Source organism: Agromyces sp. H17E-10 (genome assembly GCF_022919715.1).
Taxonomy (GTDB): domain Bacteria; phylum Actinomycetota; class Actinomycetes; order Actinomycetales; family Microbacteriaceae; genus Agromyces.
The window spans coordinates 945,614-962,948 of sequence record NZ_CP095042.1 but is presented as its reverse complement, the minus strand read 5'-3'; the positions used below and the strand labels follow the sequence as shown (position 1 = coordinate 962,948).

General features: G+C 71.5%; 19 protein-coding genes. 10 read left to right on the top strand and 9 right to left on the bottom strand.

Translation table 11 applies throughout. The annotated features are described in order from the left end of the window. Window positions 1-43 precede the first annotated feature (43 nt). On the bottom strand, window positions 44-898 hold the full coding sequence (locus tag MUN74_RS04335; RefSeq protein WP_244855186.1) for a class I SAM-dependent methyltransferase: 855 nt from the start codon (window positions 896-898) through the stop codon (window positions 44-46). A gap of 167 nt (window positions 899-1,065) precedes the next feature. Between MUN74_RS04335 and MUN74_RS04330 the strand changes: the two genes are divergently transcribed. Further along, the gene (locus MUN74_RS04330) at window positions 1,066-1,875 is read left to right on the top strand and encodes an inositol monophosphatase family protein (RefSeq protein ID WP_244855185.1); all 810 of its coding nucleotides are present in this window, start codon (window positions 1,066-1,068) and stop codon (window positions 1,873-1,875) included. A gap of 175 nt (window positions 1,876-2,050) precedes the next feature. Here the strand turns inward: MUN74_RS04330 and MUN74_RS04325 are convergent, their stop codons facing one another. Beyond that, a complete protein-coding gene (locus tag MUN74_RS04325; protein WP_244855184.1) occupies window positions 2,051-2,623 on the bottom strand; it encodes a hypothetical protein in 573 nt (190 codons plus the stop codon). Between the two features lie 55 nt (window positions 2,624-2,678). Continuing rightward, entirely contained in the window at window positions 2,679-3,332 is a 654-nt protein-coding gene (locus tag MUN74_RS04320; protein ID WP_244855183.1) for an FMN-dependent NADH-azoreductase, read from the bottom strand. A 95-nt stretch (window positions 3,333-3,427) separates the two neighbouring features. Between MUN74_RS04320 and MUN74_RS04315 the strand changes: the two genes are divergently transcribed. Together MUN74_RS04315 and MUN74_RS04310 are read left to right on the top strand one after the other, a co-directional pair. Continuing rightward, complete coding sequence (locus MUN74_RS04315) at window positions 3,428-3,886, top strand: MarR family winged helix-turn-helix transcriptional regulator (RefSeq protein ID WP_244855182.1); 459 nt, start codon at window positions 3,428-3,430, stop codon at window positions 3,884-3,886. 83 nt (window positions 3,887-3,969) lie between these two features. Beyond that, on the top strand, window positions 3,970-5,397 hold the full coding sequence (locus MUN74_RS04310; RefSeq protein ID WP_244855181.1) for a hypothetical protein: 1,428 nt from the start codon (window positions 3,970-3,972) through the stop codon (window positions 5,395-5,397). Window positions 5,398-5,567: 170 nt separating this feature from the next. Here the strand turns inward: MUN74_RS04310 and MUN74_RS04305 are convergent, their stop codons facing one another. Next, on the bottom strand, window positions 5,568-6,848 hold the full coding sequence (locus MUN74_RS04305; protein ID WP_244855180.1) for an MFS transporter: 1,281 nt from the start codon (window positions 6,846-6,848) through the stop codon (window positions 5,568-5,570). A gap of 171 nt (window positions 6,849-7,019) precedes the next feature. On the opposite strand from MUN74_RS04305, the gene MUN74_RS04300 reads away from it, so the two are divergent. Further along, window positions 7,020-7,565, top strand: a complete 546-nt coding sequence (locus tag MUN74_RS04300; RefSeq protein WP_244855179.1) for a CGNR zinc finger domain-containing protein — start codon at window positions 7,020-7,022, stop codon at window positions 7,563-7,565. Window positions 7,566-7,586: 21 nt separating this feature from the next. Here MUN74_RS04300 and MUN74_RS04295 read toward each other — a convergent pair whose 3' ends face one another. Beyond that, a complete protein-coding gene (locus MUN74_RS04295; RefSeq protein WP_244855178.1) occupies window positions 7,587-7,949 on the bottom strand; it encodes a DUF4406 domain-containing protein in 363 nt (120 codons plus the stop codon). Window positions 7,950-8,008: 59 nt separating this feature from the next. On the opposite strand from MUN74_RS04295, the gene MUN74_RS04290 reads away from it, so the two are divergent. After that, window positions 8,009-8,773 (top strand): DeoR/GlpR family DNA-binding transcription regulator, encoded by a 765-nt coding sequence (locus MUN74_RS04290; protein WP_244855177.1) that lies wholly within the window; start codon window positions 8,009-8,011, stop codon window positions 8,771-8,773. Here the strand turns inward: MUN74_RS04290 and MUN74_RS04285 are convergent. Then, on the bottom strand, window positions 8,751-9,584 hold the full coding sequence (locus MUN74_RS04285) for a DUF2306 domain-containing protein (protein ID WP_244855176.1): 834 nt from the start codon (window positions 9,582-9,584) through the stop codon (window positions 8,751-8,753). The two genes, MUN74_RS04290 and MUN74_RS04285, sit on opposite strands and share 23 nt — an antisense overlap. A 106-nt stretch (window positions 9,585-9,690) precedes the next feature. Beyond that, window positions 9,691-9,903 (bottom strand): DUF2188 domain-containing protein, encoded by a 213-nt coding sequence (locus tag MUN74_RS04280; protein WP_244855175.1) that lies wholly within the window; start codon window positions 9,901-9,903, stop codon window positions 9,691-9,693. 288 nt (window positions 9,904-10,191) lie between these two features. Here MUN74_RS04280 and MUN74_RS04275 point away from each other — a divergent pair, with 288 nt between their 5' ends. Beyond that, window positions 10,192-10,827 carry a VOC family protein gene (locus MUN74_RS04275; RefSeq protein ID WP_244855174.1) on the top strand — a complete coding sequence of 212 codons (636 nt, stop codon included), beginning with the start codon at window positions 10,192-10,194 and terminating at the stop codon, window positions 10,825-10,827. Window positions 10,828-10,846: 19 nt separating this feature from the next. On the opposite strand, the gene MUN74_RS04270 is transcribed toward MUN74_RS04275, so the two are convergent. Together MUN74_RS04270 and MUN74_RS04265 are read right to left on the bottom strand one after the other, a co-directional pair. After that, a complete protein-coding gene (locus tag MUN74_RS04270; RefSeq protein WP_244855173.1) occupies window positions 10,847-12,178 on the bottom strand; it encodes a 6-phospho-beta-glucosidase in 1,332 nt (443 codons plus the stop codon). After that, entirely contained in the window at window positions 12,175-12,924 is a 750-nt protein-coding gene (locus tag MUN74_RS04265; protein ID WP_244855172.1) for a DeoR/GlpR family DNA-binding transcription regulator, read from the bottom strand. Before MUN74_RS04265 ends, MUN74_RS04270 begins: the two co-directional genes overlap by 4 nt. A gap of 137 nt (window positions 12,925-13,061) precedes the next feature. Between MUN74_RS04265 and MUN74_RS04260 the strand changes: the two genes are divergently transcribed. Genes MUN74_RS04260 through MUN74_RS04245 form a run of 4 tightly spaced genes read left to right on the top strand, consistent with a single transcriptional unit; the run spans window position 13,062 to window position 17,224 of the window. Continuing rightward, entirely contained in the window at window positions 13,062-14,159 is a 1,098-nt protein-coding gene (locus MUN74_RS04260; protein ID WP_244855171.1) for a carbohydrate kinase family protein, read from the top strand. After that, window positions 14,156-15,511 carry an ABC transporter substrate-binding protein gene (locus MUN74_RS04255; protein WP_244855170.1) on the top strand — a complete coding sequence of 452 codons (1,356 nt, stop codon included), beginning with the start codon at window positions 14,156-14,158 and terminating at the stop codon, window positions 15,509-15,511. The genes MUN74_RS04260 and MUN74_RS04255 overlap by 4 nt, the downstream gene beginning before the upstream one ends. Further along, the gene (locus MUN74_RS04250) at window positions 15,504-16,409 is read left to right on the top strand and encodes a carbohydrate ABC transporter permease (protein ID WP_244855169.1); all 906 of its coding nucleotides are present in this window, start codon (window positions 15,504-15,506) and stop codon (window positions 16,407-16,409) included. Before MUN74_RS04255 ends, MUN74_RS04250 begins: the two co-directional genes overlap by 8 nt. Continuing rightward, on the top strand, window positions 16,406-17,224 hold the full coding sequence (locus tag MUN74_RS04245) for a carbohydrate ABC transporter permease (protein ID WP_244855168.1): 819 nt from the start codon (window positions 16,406-16,408) through the stop codon (window positions 17,222-17,224). Before MUN74_RS04250 ends, MUN74_RS04245 begins: the two co-directional genes overlap by 4 nt. Window positions 17,225-17,335: the final 111 nt, after the last annotated feature.

Genomic DNA, 17,335 nt, shown 5'->3' with positions numbered 1-17,335 from the left:
TCGCCACGACCGGCTCACGGGGTTTCAGCGCGCGTGCGGCCGGTCAGCGGCGGGTCGCGGTGACGAGCAGGTACTCCCACCGCATCGCGCCGTCGCCGTCGGTCTGCAGCTGCGTGTCGCCGAGCGCGGCGAGCGCGTCGTCGAGCGCCCGCACGGCGTCGGCATCGTCGGCGATGCGGCGGTACACCGCGATCGTCGGGCCGTAGTTGGCCTTGAAGTAGTCGCGGAACTCTGCGCCCGTGGCGAAGTGATCGACGACGACCGAGTCGCGCTGCACCTCGACGTCGTCGACCGCGTCGCCGAAGAGGGTGCGCACGTGCGACTCGTCGCCCCAGAGCGGGGCCGGCTGCGTACCCTCGGGCAGGGGCGGAGCGAACGGCTTCATCGCGCGGAACATGCGGCCGATGAACCCCTCGGGCGTCCAGCTCAGCACACCGACGCGACCGCCGGGGCGGGTGACGCGCAGCAGTTCGCCCGCCGCCGCCTCGTGGTGCGGGGCGAACATGATGCCGATGGCCGAGATCGCCGCGTCGAACGCGGCGTCGTCGTACGGCAGGTGCTCGGCGTCGGCCTCGACCCACTCGAGGTCGACGCCGGCATCGGCCGCGTTGCGGCGGCCTGCCTCGAAGAGCTCGGGTGCGAGGTCGCTCGCCACGACGTCGGCACCGCGGGCGGCCGCGCGGATCGCAGCGCTGCCGGTGCCCGCCGCGACGTCGAGCACGCGGTCGCCGGCGCGCACGCCGACGGCGTCGACGAGGCGCGCTCCGAGCGGCCAGACGAGGTCGGCGGCGACCGCCGGGTAGTCGCCCGACGCCCACATGCTGCGGTGCTTGGCCTTGAGTTCGCGGTCGGCGTCGGTGTCGACGCCGGCCGAGGTGGTCGGGTTGGTTCCAGTCATCGGGGGCTCCTTCAGTCGGGGTGATGACAACAGGAGCGAGTGTCGGTCGGGGCGGTGCGGTGCCGCATCCGTGCGCGCACGGAGATCGGGCTCAGGGTCGGGCAGAACCTCGCGTAGCTTTACCCCGGGGGAGACCCGCGTAGCACCGAGCCTGCTATCTTCGGCGCGTGCACCTCAGTGACGTCGATGTGGCGATCGCCACGGCCGAGGCCGGAGCCGCTGTCGTGGCGAGACGCTACGGCGGTCCGAATGCGCGGTTCGCGAAATCGGCGACTGATTTCGCCACGCAAGCCGATCTCGATGCCGAGCAGGCGATGCTCGCAGTACTCGACGAGCATCGACCGGCTGACGCCCGCATCGGCGAGGAATCGGGTGCGTCGGGCGGCGGCGGCGGAACTCGCCGCTGGCTCATCGACCCGCTCTGCGGAACGTTGAACTTCGCCGCAGGGACGCCCCTCTTCGCGGTGAACGTCGCGCTTCGCGAGGGCGACGCCGATCTCGCCTCGGCCGTCGCCGAACCGATCTCCGGCGATCTCTTCTGGACCGATGGCGAACGTGCACGGCGCCGATCTCGCGGCACTGAAGAGGCGCTCGTCCCGAGCGCGAGATCGGGGCTCGTCGAGATCAACTGCGACGGGCCGCTCGACCGCCCGTTCGTCGGCGGGCAACTCGTCGCCGACTCGCTCCTTCGCGCCGAGTACGGTCCGCGGGTCATCTCCTCCACGCTCGGGGTGGCGTGGGTCGCCGCCGGTCGCCGAGCCGCGTACGTCTCAGACGGGCGTCTGCATGACAACCTGCACTTCGCCGCAGGGATCGCGCTGTGCGAAGCATCCGGTTGCGTCGTCAGCGACCTGGCGGGCGAGCCCCTGCGCAGCGGGAACGGGCTGCTCATCGCCGCCGATGCCCCGACCCATGAACGGACGCTCGCACTCATCGCCCCGCACTCGGAAGCCGTTCGGGCCGAGCTCGCCACGTAGCCCGACTCGGCGAGACTCGCGTGCGGGGTCTCGATACGCGTGCTCCTTCGTCGCGCGCTACTCGACCGGCGGTGGGGAGTCACGCGCTACTCGACCGGCGGGGCGCCGGTGGCGCGGCGACGATGCGGCGTCGAGACGCCCAGGAGAAGGCGGCCGGAGCTGTTTCAGTTCCGCCTCACGATGAGGCGGAACTGAAAGAGCCTCCAGACAGGACTCCATCGGTCGTCGATCGGGCGAGGCCGATCGCGAGCGCGCGCAGCCGCGCTCCGTACGCCGTGATCGCGAGCGTCGTGAACGCGTAGATCACGAGAGCCTGCAGCACGTAGGCGGGGTAGTCGATGACCCACAGCGGTGCCGACGGGTCGGTCGCGCTCGCCGGGTTGTCGTGCACGTACGGCACAGCCTCGGCGAGGAGGTAGCCGACCGCCTGGCCGGCACCGTAGACGACGACCAGCATGCCGAGCGCGAGCCAGGCCTGGCCGGCGCGTCGCCGCCACACGTCGCGGGCCGACCGCAGCGCCGTGCGCGGTTGCCACGTGCCGTCGACCGGTGCGGCGATCGCGCTCAGCACCGGAGCGAGCACGACGCCGGCGATGAGCAGGGCGAACAGCAGCAGCATCCCGATCATGAGCAACGATTCGCTGCCGGCACGGCTCCGCATGAGCTGCGGGATGAGGAGGAGGACGAGCAGGGGCAGGCAGCCGAGGGCGGTGACCGCCCAGCCGCGCAGGAAGCTGACGAGAGACATGCCTCGAGTCAACCGGCCCGCGCGGCCGGGCGATATCGGGTCAACCCCCGAAACCTCACGCCGCCGCGGCTCGCGCGTCGCGCCCGAACTCGGCGCCCAGCCGACGCGCCTCGGCATGTGCAGCGAGCCGGCCGGGCTCGGCGTCGGCGATCGCGAGGTTCGGGCGGAACTCGATCGAGTCGATCTCGTCGATGCCCGCCCAGCGCAGCCACCCCTCGAAGAACGGCTGCTGGAAGTCGGCGCCGAACGCCGGCGGCCGCCCCTCGCCGTAGACCGCGCTCGAGTACACGACCGCGGCGCGCTTGCCCTCGAGCAGGCCCGAGTACCCCGTCTCGCCGTCGAAGCCGAACACCCAGCCGGGCTGGCTCACGACGTCGATGAACTGCTTCGCGATGTAGGGCACCCCCGAGTTCCACATGGGCAGGCTGAACAGGTAGAGGTCGGCCGCGGCGAAGCGCTCGAACGCGAGGCGGGCGCGGTGCCAGGCGATCTCCTCGGCACCCTTGGGCTCGTCGCCTGCGAACACGCGCATCTTGGCGCCCGCTCCGTCGGGGCCGAAGGCGGGCAGCGAGCCGTCCCAGAGGTCCCAGTGCGAGACGGATGCCTCGGGCGAGACCTCCGCGAACGACTCGACGAACGTGCGGGCGATCGCGAGCGAGTGCGACGCCTCACCGCGCGGCGAGGCGGAGATGTGCAGGAGCGTGGTCATGGTGGTCCCTTCAAGTGTGTGCAGACGCACATATCGTGACGAGAGGCGAGTCTGGCATATGTGTGCGCACGCACGCAAGTGGTAGGGTTCACGGCATGAGCAGATCGAGCGACGCCGAACGCGCCTGGGAGTCCCTGCTGCGGCTGCACGCAGCCGTGCTGCCGCGACTCGAGCGCGCGGTCGCGACCGATGGCGGGCTGCCGCTCGGCTGGTACGACGTGCTGCTCGAGCTCAACGACGCGGGCGGGCGCCTGACGATGGGCAAGTTGGGGGAGCGCGTCGTGCTGAGCCGCACCCGGGTGAGCCGCCTCGTCGACGACCTCGTCGCCGCTGGGCTGGTCGGCCGCGAGGTCAACCCCGACGACGGGCGTTCGGCCTACGCAGTGCTCACCGCCGCCGGCCGACGGCGGTTCCTCGCCGGGGCGAAGGCGTACCTGCCGGCGATCGATCGCGAGTTCGCACCGGTCGGTCGCGACGGCGTGCGTGCGCTCGCCGACGCGATCGAGCAGGCGCTCATCGCGATCGACCCCGAGGCGCCGATCCGCAGCCGATAATCTGTCGGGCATGACCGTCTCGGCCCGACCCGCCTCCGACCACCGACCGACCGTCGCGGTCGAGCGCAGGGCCTGAGCCGGTGGTGCGCGCCCACGACGAGCGGTTTTCACGCGGACGCGCCGCCCGCACCGCACGACGCCGGGCGGAGCGCGCTCGCGTCGAGCGCGAACTGCGCGACGTCCGGTTCGTCGAGGTGCCCGAGACGTCGGCTTCGGCCTTCGCACGCACGGCGGCCGGACTCGCGAACGCCTTCGCCATCGGCGCGGGGGCGACGTGGCTGCTGTTGCTCATCACCGCGATCGTCGGCGACGAAGCGCTCGGCGACCTGTCGCGCGAGCTCGAGTTCGAGGAGTTCTTCCGCGCGACGGTGCTGCCGCTGTTCGGGCTCGCCGCGGCGCTGGCGCTCGCGATTCCCTTGCTCGGCGCCCTCGACGCCACGACGTCGCTGCGGCTGCTCGAACGCCACGTCGCCGCGCACCCCGACCAGGTGCCGTCGGCGGGGCAGCGCGCACGGCTCGCGATCCTTCCCGCCCGTCACGTCCGCCGTGCGGTGCTCGCGGTCGCCGTGATCGCCATGGCGGTCGGCGGCTTCTGTCTGTGCTTCGCGCTGTTCGACGACGAGGGACGGACACCCGTCGTGTGGACGATCGTGGGCGTCAGCGCGGCGGTGATCGTCGCGTGGCTCGTCGTGCGGTCGATCCTGCTCGGCGTCGAGGAGGGGCAGGAGGCCCGCCGCGCCGAGCTCGAGGTGGGCTGGAACCGTACGGTCGTCGCCGCCGACTTCGCCGAGGAACATCGGCGCGAGGCATCCCCGGTCGAGGACCCGCCCGCGCTGCTGCGCGAACGCTTCTTCCGCGTCATCGACCGCGCGCTCCTCGTCGCGGGGTGCGCGCTCTTCGCGGTGGCGGCGATCTGGTTCGTGTCGGTCTGGCTGCGACAGCCGTGCCGGCAGTGCGACGAACGCTACTTCGACGAGCCGGTCGAACGGTTCATCGACGGGCTCAGCCTCTGGGGCGGCGTCGCGATCGCGTGCGCACTGGCGATCACGATCGGGCTCGCCGTCGTGCGGATCGTCATGATGCGCCGCGTCGAGCTGGCCGCGGTGCGCTGGGTCGCCGACGGGCGACCGAGGCGTGCTCCCGATGAGGTCACCGACGCGCTGCTGCTCGACCCGCGGGCCGGGCGGTGGGCGTCGCTGGCGATCGTCGCCGCGATCATGCCGATCGCCCTGTTCGCGATCGCGGGATTCGCCGGGTCTGACCTGAGGGCCGGGCGACCCGGCATCGCGCTCGCGGTGGCGGTCGCCGTGGTGGTCGCCGCGCCGACGCTCGCGACGCTCGTCGGCATGGCCGACCTGCGCGGCGCCGTTCGCGAGCGCAACCTGCTGCGCGCGGCGCTCTCGCCCGGAGACCCCGACCAGTCGTCGCTCGCCGGCCGTCGTCTGGCCGAGCAGCGCCGACGTGCCAAGCGCGATCGACGCGCGCAGCGCCGCACCCCTCCCGCTGGTTGAGGAGCGCCGACGCGGAGCGGCGACGCGTCTCTCCTGCTGGTTGAGGAGCGCCGACGCGGAGCGGCGACGCGTCTCGAAACCGGCTCGCAAGGGTTTCGAGACGCGTGCTCCTTCGTCGCTCGCTCCTCAACCAGCGGAGGGAAGACGCGTGCTCCTTCGTCGCTCGCTCCTCAACCAGCGGCGACCGGGGATGCCTCGGGCTCGCGCCGCTCGGGGATCGCGAGCTCGGCGGGGTCGGTGACGCGCGGCAGCGGGCCGAGTGCGACCCAGATCACGGCCGCGAACGTGAAGAGCACGCCGATCAGGATGCCGAGGCGCGTGCCGACGAGCTCGCCGACGATGCCGCCGGCGGCAGCGCCGAACGCGATCGTGCCGTACGAGACCCAGCGCATGCTCGCGTTCACGCGCCCGAGCATGTGGTCGGGCGTGCGCAGCTGCCGGATCGTGATGAGGATGACGCTCGACAGCGTCGCCCCGGCGTCGCCGACGGCGAACACGAGTCCGAGCACGATGACGAGCAGGGGTGCACCCCACGAGGCATCCGCGACCGGGAGCACGAGCAGCACGACGCACTCGGCGATCGCGGTCAGCAGGATGGGGCGGCCCGCCCCGAACCTCCGGACGAGCGGCCCCGCGAGGAGCGAGCCCGCCAGCGCGCCCGTCGCTCCGATCGCGAGGATGAGGCCGACCTGGAACGCGTCGAGCCCGAGCTCGTCGACCGCGTGCAGCAGGAACAGCACCATGACCCACTGGATGAAGGGGTTGTAGAGCGCCGAGAACCCGAGGTTCGCGACGAGGTACCTGTCGCGGCGCACGAACGAGAGCCCGGCCCGCAGTTCGTCGATGAAGCGGCCTCGCTCGGCGGGCAGGGTCTCATGCGCACGGATGCCGCCGACCGAGAGGGCCGAGATGACGTAGCCGCCCGCCGTGACGAGGAGGGCGAGCGGCGCGGTGATGAGCTGCACGAGCAGCCCGCCGAGCCCCGGACCGCCGACCTGGATGGCGGCCGCCGTGGCGGCGAGCTTCGAGTTCGCGGAGGCGAGCCCCGAGGGTGGGACGACGCTCGGCACGATCGACTGGTACGACACCTCGAAGAGCACGGTGAAGCAGCCGATCGCCGCGGCGAGCAGGAGCAGGGCCGGCATCGTCAGCATGCCCGCGACGGCCGCGACGATGATCGCGACGGTGAGCGCGGCGCGGCCCCAGTCGGAGATGACGATCATCGGGCGACGACGGTGCCGGTCGACGAGCACGCCGAGCGGCAGCGCGAGCAGCAGGAACGGCAGCCACCGTGCGACCCCGAGCAGCCCGAGTTCGAGCGCGGAGGCGTTCAGCGTGAGCACCGCGAGCAGCGGCAGGGCGAGCTCGGCGACCTGGGCGGCCGCGACACCGGCGCCCTGTGCGACCCAGAGGCGCGAGAAGTCGGCCGCGCGTCGAGGACGGACCGCCACGATGCGGTGTCTAACGGATGATCGTACGAGCATGCATTACAGCGTGGCAGAACATCTCCAATGCGTAAAGCCCGGAATGTGCATTAGCATGATGGTGTGGCGGTTCTCGACTCGTATCGTCGGCGCGAAAGTCCCTTCGCGCAGATCGCGGGCGCCGTCGGGCTCGATCTCATGAACACCGTCTCCGAGCGGCTCGCGCCCGAGCTCTGCGTCGACTACCTCGTCGACTACGACGAGGTCGTGCGCTTCGGCGTCGAGACCGGCCTCGTCGACGACGAGCAGGCGGCGGTGCTGCGCGCGCTCGCGTCGCGGCATCCCGACGTCGCCGTTGCCGAGTGGACTCTCGTGCGCGGACTGCGCGAGGACCTGTACGCGGCCTGCTACGAGGGCGGGCCCACCGAACCGGTCGTGCGCGAGCACGCCGAGGCGGTCGCGGCGGGCACGCTCGCGCGAGCCGGCGACGGGTGGGAGTGGAGCTTCGCCGTCGACCTCGCGCTGCCGCGCCGACGTCTGGCGCTCGCGGCGGTCGACCTGCTGCTGCGCGACGACCTCGACCGGCTCGCGCAGTGCGCCGACGCCGAGTGCGGCTGGGTGTTCCTCGACTCGTCGCCCCGGCACAACCGCCGCTGGTGCGTCGCATCCGACTGCGGCAACCGCAACCGGGTGCGCGACTTCTACGCGCGCAAGCAGGCGGCCACGACCGGCGTCGTCGAGTAGGGCGCCGGCCGGGCCGGCGCGTCAGCAGGTCGAGCGTGCGGGAACCTCGTCGAGCGAGTGATAGACGGGGATGCCGCGGTCGTGGGCGATCGCGACGTCCTGGTCGGCGCCGCGCGAGTCGCCGGGGAGCCGCAGCACGGCGTCGCAGTGCTGCAGGAGGCGCTCCGCCGTCGGGTACATGACCTCGGCCGCGAGTGGATCGGCCGGGCCGGTCGCACCGGCGCTCGAGAGGACGGGCAGTGCGACCCACTCGCCGATCATCGGCACGTGGCCGGCCCGGAAGATCGGCCAGGCCGCTGCTTCGAGGCGCCGCAGGTTCTCGGCCATCAACTCGGGGTCGCCTCCCGTGCCCGAGGCATAGGGTCCAGCGATCAGGATCATCATCGATTTGCTCATATCGGGCACAATACTGCAGAATCGTGAAAGAACCGGAAGGAACGTGAATGCTGGCCGCTGCGCGCAAAGACCTGCTCCTCGCTCGACTCCGCCGCGACGGTCGCATCGTCGCGAAGAAGATCGCCCTCGAACTCGGGCTGTCGGAGGACAGCATCCGGCGCGACCTGCGTGGCCTGGAAGCTGCGGGCCTGGCCGTGCGGGTGTACGGCGGGGCGCTCCCGGCGTCGCCCGCCGTCGCCGACTATGCGACCCGCACGTCGGTCGCCCCCGAGAGCAAGCGCGACGTGGCCGCGGCCGCCGCAGCGCTGATCGAGCCCGGGGCCACCGTCATCCTCGACGGCGGCACGACGACCCTCGCGGTCGTCGAGGCCCTGCCCAGGATGCTGGAGTGCACGATCATCACGCACAGCCCGACCGTCGCGGGCAGCCTCCTCGAGCACGCGGCCGACGTGTTCCTGATCGGCGGCCGGCTCTTCAAGCACTCCGCGGTGGCCTGCGGCGCAGCCGCCGTCGAGGCCGCCAACACGATCAGCGCCGACCTGTTCCTCCTCGGCGTCACGGGCGTGCACCCGGCGGCGGGGCTGACCACCGGCGATCCCGACGAAGCCGCCATGAAGCGTGCCCTCGCCTCGCGTGCCGCCGAGACGTACGTGCTCGCGAGTGCCGAGAAGATCGGCACGGCCTCGCGGTACACCGTCGTGCCGTTCGACGCAGTCGCCGGAATCGTCACCGACGGCGAACCGGACGACGCGACGTTGCGCGAGCTCACCGCGGCCGGGGTTCGGTTGATCAGCGCCGATGCGCGCCGGTGACGACACCGGGGGTCGGCGCTGGACCGCCTGACCGCCAGACGCCCGGCAGCCCGCGCCGCGCGATGAGCCACTCGGCGACGATGAGGTTCGGCACCCAGCAGAGGAACGGCACCGCGGCGTACGCGTTCGCGAACACGGCGTCGAAGTCGGTGCCCGGGGCGACGAAGGGCAGTTGCACGAGGAGCAGCAGCGGCAGCCAGATGCGCAGGGTCACGGCGGCGTAGGTGAGGGCGAGGTTGCGCATCATCCAGGCTCGGTGGGTGTCGACGTCGCGCCGGCGGATCGCGCGATAGGCGAGCCATCCCGACACGAGCCAGAGCACGCCGAGCCCGCCGAAGCCGAACAGGCCGACGAGTCCGGCGTCGTTCACCGGTGCGATCACGAGCGCCGCGATGCCGCCGACGCCGATCGCCCCCAGGTAGACGCGCCCCGTCCAGCGGTGCACGCGCGGATGCCGGTCGCGCAGGCCGCGCCAGAACTGCAGCGGCCCGAGCATGAGCGCGATGCCGCCGCCGACGATGTGGGCGTAGAACGCGACCTGGATCGGCAGTGACTGCTCGGCGTAGTTGCCGGCGAGCCCGCCCGACGGCGACGCGGCGAGCTCGCGCAGCGGTGCCGTCAGGTAGGGCACGACGGCGAACGCGGCGATGCCGAGCGACGAGAGCAGCACCCAGGTCCAAGCGATGCGGGTACCGGTGCGGCGCGGTGCGCGAGTCGGGCCGTCTCCGGTGCGGCCGGTGACGATCTGGTCGTCCGACGTGCTCGAACGTTCGGGAAGGGTGCTCTGCTGGGCTGCGGTCTCGGTGGTCACAGCGGCAAGCTACGACCGCGCCGGGAGCGCCGACAGGGGGAGAACCCCCGAAAGCCGGGGTGAGTCGTCGCGCGACGGTCGCCGGAAGCGGTTGCAGGACGTCGCGTCAGCCCGCGGTCGTGTCGCCCTCGTCGGTGATGGCGCCGGTCGGCTCTGCGTCGATCACGGTGTGCCGGGTGCCCATCGCGAGTGCGAGCCGCTCGCCCTCCTCGACGGCCTCCTCGCGACTCGCGAAGCTCTGCGAGAGCTCCGGTGAGTCTTCGACGTGGTTCTCCCACTGCCCGCGGTTCGAGCGGGTCTCGATGTCTCCCTTGGCCATGTCGTCTCCTCGGCGTGTGTGGTCATGTGGTCATGTGGTCGCACACGGTGTGGAAATGTGGATTTGTGGCGTCCCTCGCCGGAGCGGTACATCCCTCGCTCGAGCCGCCCGTCCCGCGGCGCGAGCAGTGAGACAGTCGGGAGCGAGCCAGCGGGAGCGCCGTCGTTCGCGAACCTACGCGGAACCGGCAGCATCCGCACCGGGGTTGACGAGCACGGGAGTGAATGCGGACCGGATGGACGGGCGCCGGGGTTGACGCGGCCCGCCCGCTCCGGAATCGTCACCCCCATGGACACCGAAGACCAGCAACGGCTCACGTCGATCCGCTCGATCACGCTCGAGGTCGACGACCCCGACGCCGCCGCCCGGTTCTACGACGAGGCCTTCGAGCTCGGCGATCGGCTGCGGCTCAGGCGATCGGATGCCCCGACGAGCGGCTTCCGCGGATTCACGATGTCGCTCATCGTCGCCCAGCCGGCCGACGTCCTGCACCTGTTCGACGCGGCCGTCGCCGCCGGTGCGACCGTGCTGAAGCCCGCCGAGAAGTCGCTCTGGGGGTTCGGCGGCATCGTGCAGGCACCCGACGGCACCATCTGGCAGATGGCGAGCGAGTCGAAGAAGGACACCGGCCCCGCCACGCATCGCATCGAGAACGTCGTGCTGCTGCTCGGCGCCGACGACGTGTCGGCGAGCAAGCGCATCTACGCAGACCGCGGCCTCACCGTCGCGAAGAGCATCGGCGGCTACGTCGACTTCGCCATGGGCGACAGCCCGATCGGCCTCGGGCTCTACAAGCGTCGCTCGCTCGCGAAGACCGTGGGCGTCGCGGCCGACGGCACCGGTTCGCATCGGGTGGAGATCAACGGGGATGCCGCGGCCTTCGTCGACCCAGACGGCTTCGCGTGGGCGCCGGCGCCGGAGTGAGCGCCGACGTCGGGGGCGCCTACGCCGTGAGCGTCTCGCCGATCTCGGGGAACGCCTGGCTGTAGCGGTCGACGAGCGAGCGCGCGACGCCGACCGAGTCGACGAGCGGGTGCGCGGCGAAGCCGCGCCAGGCGAGCTCGCGCGACCCCTCGTGCACGGCACCGATGACGAGCCGCTCGGCCGACTTCACCTGCGTCATGAGTCCCAGCATGTCGCCGCGCACGGGTGCGATCGGCCACGGGTGCACCCCGTCGGCGTCGACGACGCAGCCGACCTCGACGACCGCGTCCTCGGGCAACTGCGGCACGAGGGTGTTGTTGCGCACGTTGAGGATCATGGTCGACGGGCGGCCGCTCGCGAGCGCCGCCATGAGGTCGAGCGCGACCTGGTGGTAGCCGCCGCCGTCGACGTCGGAGGCGTGGCGCTCCTCGTCGGCCTCGCGGCTCTCGGCCATGTAGCTCGACTCGCGGTCGTGGCGCGCCTGCAGCCAGGTGGCGAGCGGGTCGTCGCCCGGCGCCGAATAGAACTGCGCCTGCTGGCGGTCGATGAACTCGCCGCGCGTCGTCGCGGCCGCGCTGATGCGCGCCGTCGCCTCCCGCGTGAAGTAGTAGTAGTACAGGTACTCGTTCGGCAGCGCGCCGATCGCGCGCACCCAGTCGAAGCCCATGAGCCTCGCCTCTTCGATCGACTCGAGCGAGGCATCCGACCCGAGCAGGCGGGGCAGCAGGTCGTCGCCGCCCGCCGTGATCGACCGCAACCAGCCGAGGTGGTTGAGGCCGACGTAGTCGAACGTGATCGCGTCGGCCGAGCTGCCGGCGGCCGCAGCCGCGCGGCGCATGAGGCCGATCGGGGTGTCGCAGATGCCGACGACCCGCTCGCCGAGCACGCGCTGCATCGCCTCGGTGACGATGCCGGCCGGGTTCGTGAAGTTGATGACCCACGCCTCGGGGGCGACCCGGCGGATCGTCTCGGCGAGGCGCGTCATGAACGGCACCGTGCGCAGGGCGTACGCGAGGCCGCCGGGGCCGACCGTCTCCTGGCCGAGCACGCCGAGCTCCAGTGCGGTGCGCTCGTCGAGGATGCGGCCGCGGGTGCCGCCGATGCGAACCGCGCTGAAGATGAAGTCGGCGCCGCGCAGCGCCTCGTCGAGGTCGGTCGTCGTCGTGATCGTCGGCACGTGACGGCGCTCGGCCGCCAAGCGCGCCAGGATCGCTCCGATGATCTCGAGCCGGTCGGCCGACACGTCGTAGAGTGCGAGTTCGTCGATGCGCACGGGGGCGTCGTCGGCGGCGACCGCCTCGAACACCTGGGGAACGCGGAACCCGCCGCCGCCGATGATCGTGAGCTTCACGCCGTCATCACCTCGACTCCCGCTTCGCGGAGGAGGTCGAGGGTCGCGGCATCCGCATCGTCGTTGGTGACGACCGCCGAGATCTGCTCGGGCCCGCACACGCTCAGCACGCCCACGCCCGGGAACTTCGACGCGTCGGCCAGCACGACCGTGCGTTGCGACGACTCGATCATCGCCCGTTTGACGGGCACCTCCATGCCGGTCGTGTCACTGATGGTGCCGTCGGCGCGGATGCCGCTCGTGCCGAGGAAGCACATGGTCGCCCGGATCTGCGCGAGCGCCTGCTCGGTGAGCGTGCCGATCATGGAGTTGTAGTTCTTGCGCACCGCGCCGCCGAGCACGATGAGCTCGACGTCGTCGTCGTCGCGCAGTTCATCGATGACGGCGAGGCTCGAGGTGACGACCGTGATGCGTCGGCCGCGCAGCTGGGCCGCGAGCAGCGCGGTCGTCGTGCCGATGTCGATGATGACGACGTCGCCGTCGGCGACGAGCTCGGCCGCCCGCTCGGCGACCCGCGACTTCTCGGGCGCGTGCTGGCGCTCGACGTCGGTGAACGGGATCTGGTCGGGCTCGATGCTGCCGCCCCCGCGCACGCGGCGCAGCAGGCCCTCGGCGCTGAGGGCGTTGAGGTCGCGGCGGATCGTCGAGAGCGAGACGCCGAACTGCACGGCGAGCTCTTCGACGGTGACTTCGCCGTCGGTGCGCAGGGAGTTCAGGATCTGAGCCTGTCGCGTTGCTGTGAGCATGAGCACGATGCTAGCAGTCAACTTCGAGCATGAATCGACGATTTCGAGCATGAATTGACGCAGAACCGTTCATTCGAGAGTATGTTCAGTCAAAGCCGATCTCGCGATCGCGCGGTCGATGCAATCGAGGAGGATGCGTGGCAGAACGGGTGGTCGACGGCACCGTCGACGTGCTCCTCACCGGGCCGGTCTTCTTCGACCTGGTGATGACCGGCGTGGCCGGAGCACCGCGGCCCGGCACCGAGATCTACGCCGACGCGCTCGCCACGAGCCCCGGCGGCGTCGCCAATCTCGCCGTCGCGACCGCCCGCCTCGGGCTCAGCACCTCGCTCGCCGCGACGCTCGGCGACGACGTCTACGGCCGCTGGTGCTGGGAGTTCCTCGGCGACCGCGAGGGCGTCGACCTCGGCCGCTCGCGCCTCGTGCCCGGCTGGCCGACCCCCGTCACGGTCTCCATCGCGTCGGGCGACGACCGCAGCATGGTCACCCGCGAGGAACCCTCGCCGTTCACCGCTGCCGAACTCGTCGGCGACGGCACCCGCGCCCGCGCCGCCTTCGTCGACCTCGGCGCCGCGCGCGGCGGCCGCGGCGACGACGCCTGGTGGCGCACCGCCGCGCACGCGGGCACCAAGGTCTTCGCCGACCTCGGGTGGGATGCGACGGAGCGATGGGACCCGGCCGACCTCGGCCCGCTCGCCGACTGCTTCGCGTTCACCCCCAACGAGACCGAGGCGATGGCCTACACGCGCACCGACTCGGCCGCCGCCGCGGCCCGCGCACTCGCCGAACGCGTGCCCCTCGTCGTCGTCACCCGCGGCGAGCAGGGGGCCGTCGCGATCGACGCCGCCCGCGGTGAAGAGGTCACCGTTGCGGCCGTGCCCTCGAACGGCCGCGATGCCACGGGTGCGGGCGACGTCTTCGGCGCGGCCCTCGTCTACGGCACCCTGCACGAACTGCCGCTCGCCGATCGGCTCTCGTTCGCAGCGCTGTGCGCCGCGCTCGCGGTCGAGCACGCCGGCGGAGCGGTCGGTGCGCCCGGCCGGGGCGACCTCGCCGACTGGTGGCAGCACACGCGCGACGGGGCCGACCGCGAGCTCGCGCGCCGGTTCGCGTTCATGGACGACGCCTTCCCCGAGGCATCCGGGCGCCGCAGAGCGGAGCTCACCTTCCCCTTCGCCGACTACGGCTCCACAGCAGCCCGGCGATCGAATCCCGAGAAGAGAGGTACATCATGAGACGGAACACCCGACTGACCGCGGTGGCGCTGACCGGCGCCGCGCTCGTCGTCGCCCTCACGAGCTGCGCCCCCGGCACCGGCGCCCCCACGGGCACCGCCGACACCGGCGACATCAGCACCGACATCTCGGGCGTGGGCGACGTGACGCTCACCGTCTGGGACCAGGAGGTGCGCGGCGGCCAGAACGAGCAGATGGAACAGCTCAACAAGGCCTTCATGGAGAAGTACCCGAACGTCACGATCGACCGCAACTCGCAGTCGTTCGACGACCTCGCCACGACGCTGCGGCTCGCCCTCACCGACGAGGACGCCCCCGACGTCGTGCAGGCGAACAACGGCCGCAACACCATGGGCCAGTTCGTCGCCGCGCAGCAGCTGCGCCCGCTCGACGACTACGCCGAGGCGTACGGCTGGACCGACCGCTACTCGCCCTCGGTGCTGCAGTACTCGACCTACAGCGACGACGCGAAGGTGTTCGGCGACGGCAGCCTCTACGGCCTGCCCCAGGTGGGCGAGGTCGTCGGCGTCTTCTACTCGAAGTCCAAGCTCGAGGAACTCGGCCTCGAGGTGCCGACCGACTGGAGCGAGTTCGACGCGGCCCTCAAGTCCGCGAAGGCCGCGGGGGAGACCCCGATGCTGCTCGGCAACATCGAGAAGTGGCCCGCGCTGCACGTGTTCGGCCCGGTGCAGGGCGACGACGTCGACCCCGAGGTCATCACCGACCTCGGCCTCGGCAACGCAGGCCAGAGCTGGACCACCCCCGAGAACGTCGCCGCCGCGACGACCCTGCAGGAGTGGGTCGACGCCGGCTACTTCAACGACGGCGTGAACGGCACCGACTACGACGCGGCCTGGCAGTCGCTCGCGGCCGGCGACGGCGTGTTCCTCATCGGCGGGTCGTGGCTCGCCGCCGACCTCGCCGACGCGATGGGCGACGACGTCGGGTTCTTCATCCCGAACACCGGCGACGGCACGCCCGCGACCACCGGCGGCACCGGCCTGCCGTTCACGATCACCTCGGCCGCCGACAACACCGACGTGGCCGCTGCGTACATCGACTTCATCACGAGCGACGACGCGATGCAGGTGCTCGCCGACACCGGCAACCTGCCCGTCAACCGCACCGCCGAGCTCGCACCGAGCGAGGGCGTGATGGCCGACGTGTTCACCGTGTTCGGCGACGTCACCGGCAAGGGCGCCCTGCTTCCGTACCTCGACTACGCGACGCCGACCTTCGGCGACACGATGGGTCAGGCGCTGCAGGACCTGCTCGCCGGCCAGACGACGCCCGAGAAGTTCACCGAGACCCTCGAGGCCGACTACTCGGAGTTCGTCGCGAGCAATGAGTAGCGGCACGACCACGGTCGGGCGGAGCGCCTCGCGGCGTTCCGCCCGATCGGCGTGGGTTCCCTGGGCGTACCTCGCGCCCGCCATCCTGCTCTACGGCGCCTTCCTGCTCTTCCCGCTCGGCCGCGCCGCGCAGTTCTCCCTCTTCCAGTGGGACGGGCTCGGCGCCTCCACCTTCGTGGGGCTCGACAACTACGCCGAGATCATCGCCGACCCGCGACTGCGCGAGGCGTTCTGGCACGCCCTCGTGCTCGTCTTCTTCTACGCGGTGCTGCCGCTCGGCATCGGACTGCTGCTCGCGAGCCTGCTCACCCGGGCGCAGGTGCGCGGGCTCGGGTTCTTCCGCAGCGTGATCTTCCTGCCGCAGGTCATCGCGATGGTGGTCGTCGCCGTCACCTGGCGGCAGATCTACGCGCCCGACGGACCGCTCAACGGGTTCCTGCGCCTGATCGGGCTCGGGTCGCTCGCGCGGCCGTGGCTCGGCGACTACACGTTCACGCTGCCCGCGGTCGGCCTCATCGGCACGTGGGTCTGCACGGGCCTCGTGACCGTGCTGCTCATGGCCGGCATGAGCCGGGTGCCGCGCGAGCTCTACGAGGCCGCGCGTCTCGACGGCTCGGGGCCCGTGCGCGAGTTCTTCGCGATCACGTTGCCGATGGTGCGCGGCGAGATCACGGTCGCACTCACGCTCACGATCGTCGCCGCGCTCAAGACCTTCGACCTCGTCTACGTGACCACGAGCGGCGGGCCGGGCACCTCGACGACGGTGCCGAGCTTCGAGATCTACCGGCGGGCGTTCCAACTGGGCGAGGTCGGGGTCGCGACCGCCGTCGGCGTCGTGCTGACGCTCATCGTCTTCGCCATCAACGCCGTCGTGAACGTGATCGGAGACCGCAAATGAAGGTGTCCCCGATCGAACGGGGCGCGAACTACGTCGTGCTCATCGGGTTCGCGCTCATCGTGCTCGGCCCCATCGCCGTCATCGTGTCGCTCGCGTTCGGCCCGCAGAGCGCGTCGGCCGCGCGCGAGGGCGGACTGTTCCACCCCGAGAACTTCCCCGAGGCGTGGGAGATCGGCCGTTTCGGCCAGTACATGCTGACCTCGCTCGTCGTCGCCGTGATCGTCGTGATCGTCGCCGTGCTCGCGTCGATCCTCGCCGGGTATGCGCTCGGCACGATGAAGTTCCGCGGGGCGACCGTGGTGTTCTACGTGTTCCTGCTCGGCATCATGGTGCCGACCGAGGCGTTCATCGTGCCGCTCTACTTCGACCTGCGGGTCGTCGGGCTGACGAACACGGTGTGGGGCGTCGCCCTGCCGCAGATCGCGATGTCGATCGCGTTCGGCACGTACTGGATGCGGACGTACTTCCGCACCTCGAGTCGCGCGCTCATCGACGCCGCCCGCCTCGACGGCGCGGGGTCGATGCGCATCCTGTGGCAGGTGCTCGTGCCGATCGGGCGACCGGCGATCCTCACGCTCGTGCTGCTGACGTTCATGTGGACGTGGAACGAGTTCCTGATCCCGCTCGTGATGTCGCCGAACGGCTCGGTGCGCACCGCGCCGCTCGGGCTCGCGTTCTTCCAGGGCCAGTACACGCAGGGCACGGCGCTGCTCGCGGCGGGCGCCGTCATCGTCGCGTTGCCGATCGTGCTGCTCTACGTGTTCCTGCAGCGCCACTTCATCAAGGGCATGATCGAGGGCGCCGTGCGCGAGTGATCGATGCGCGCCGGGCGTGGCCGGCGCAGAGCGGGGTGCGCGCGCGTCTGGTGGGCGCGCACCCCGCGTCGGCATGCCCAAATGTGCGCACGAGCGCGCACGCATTAATGC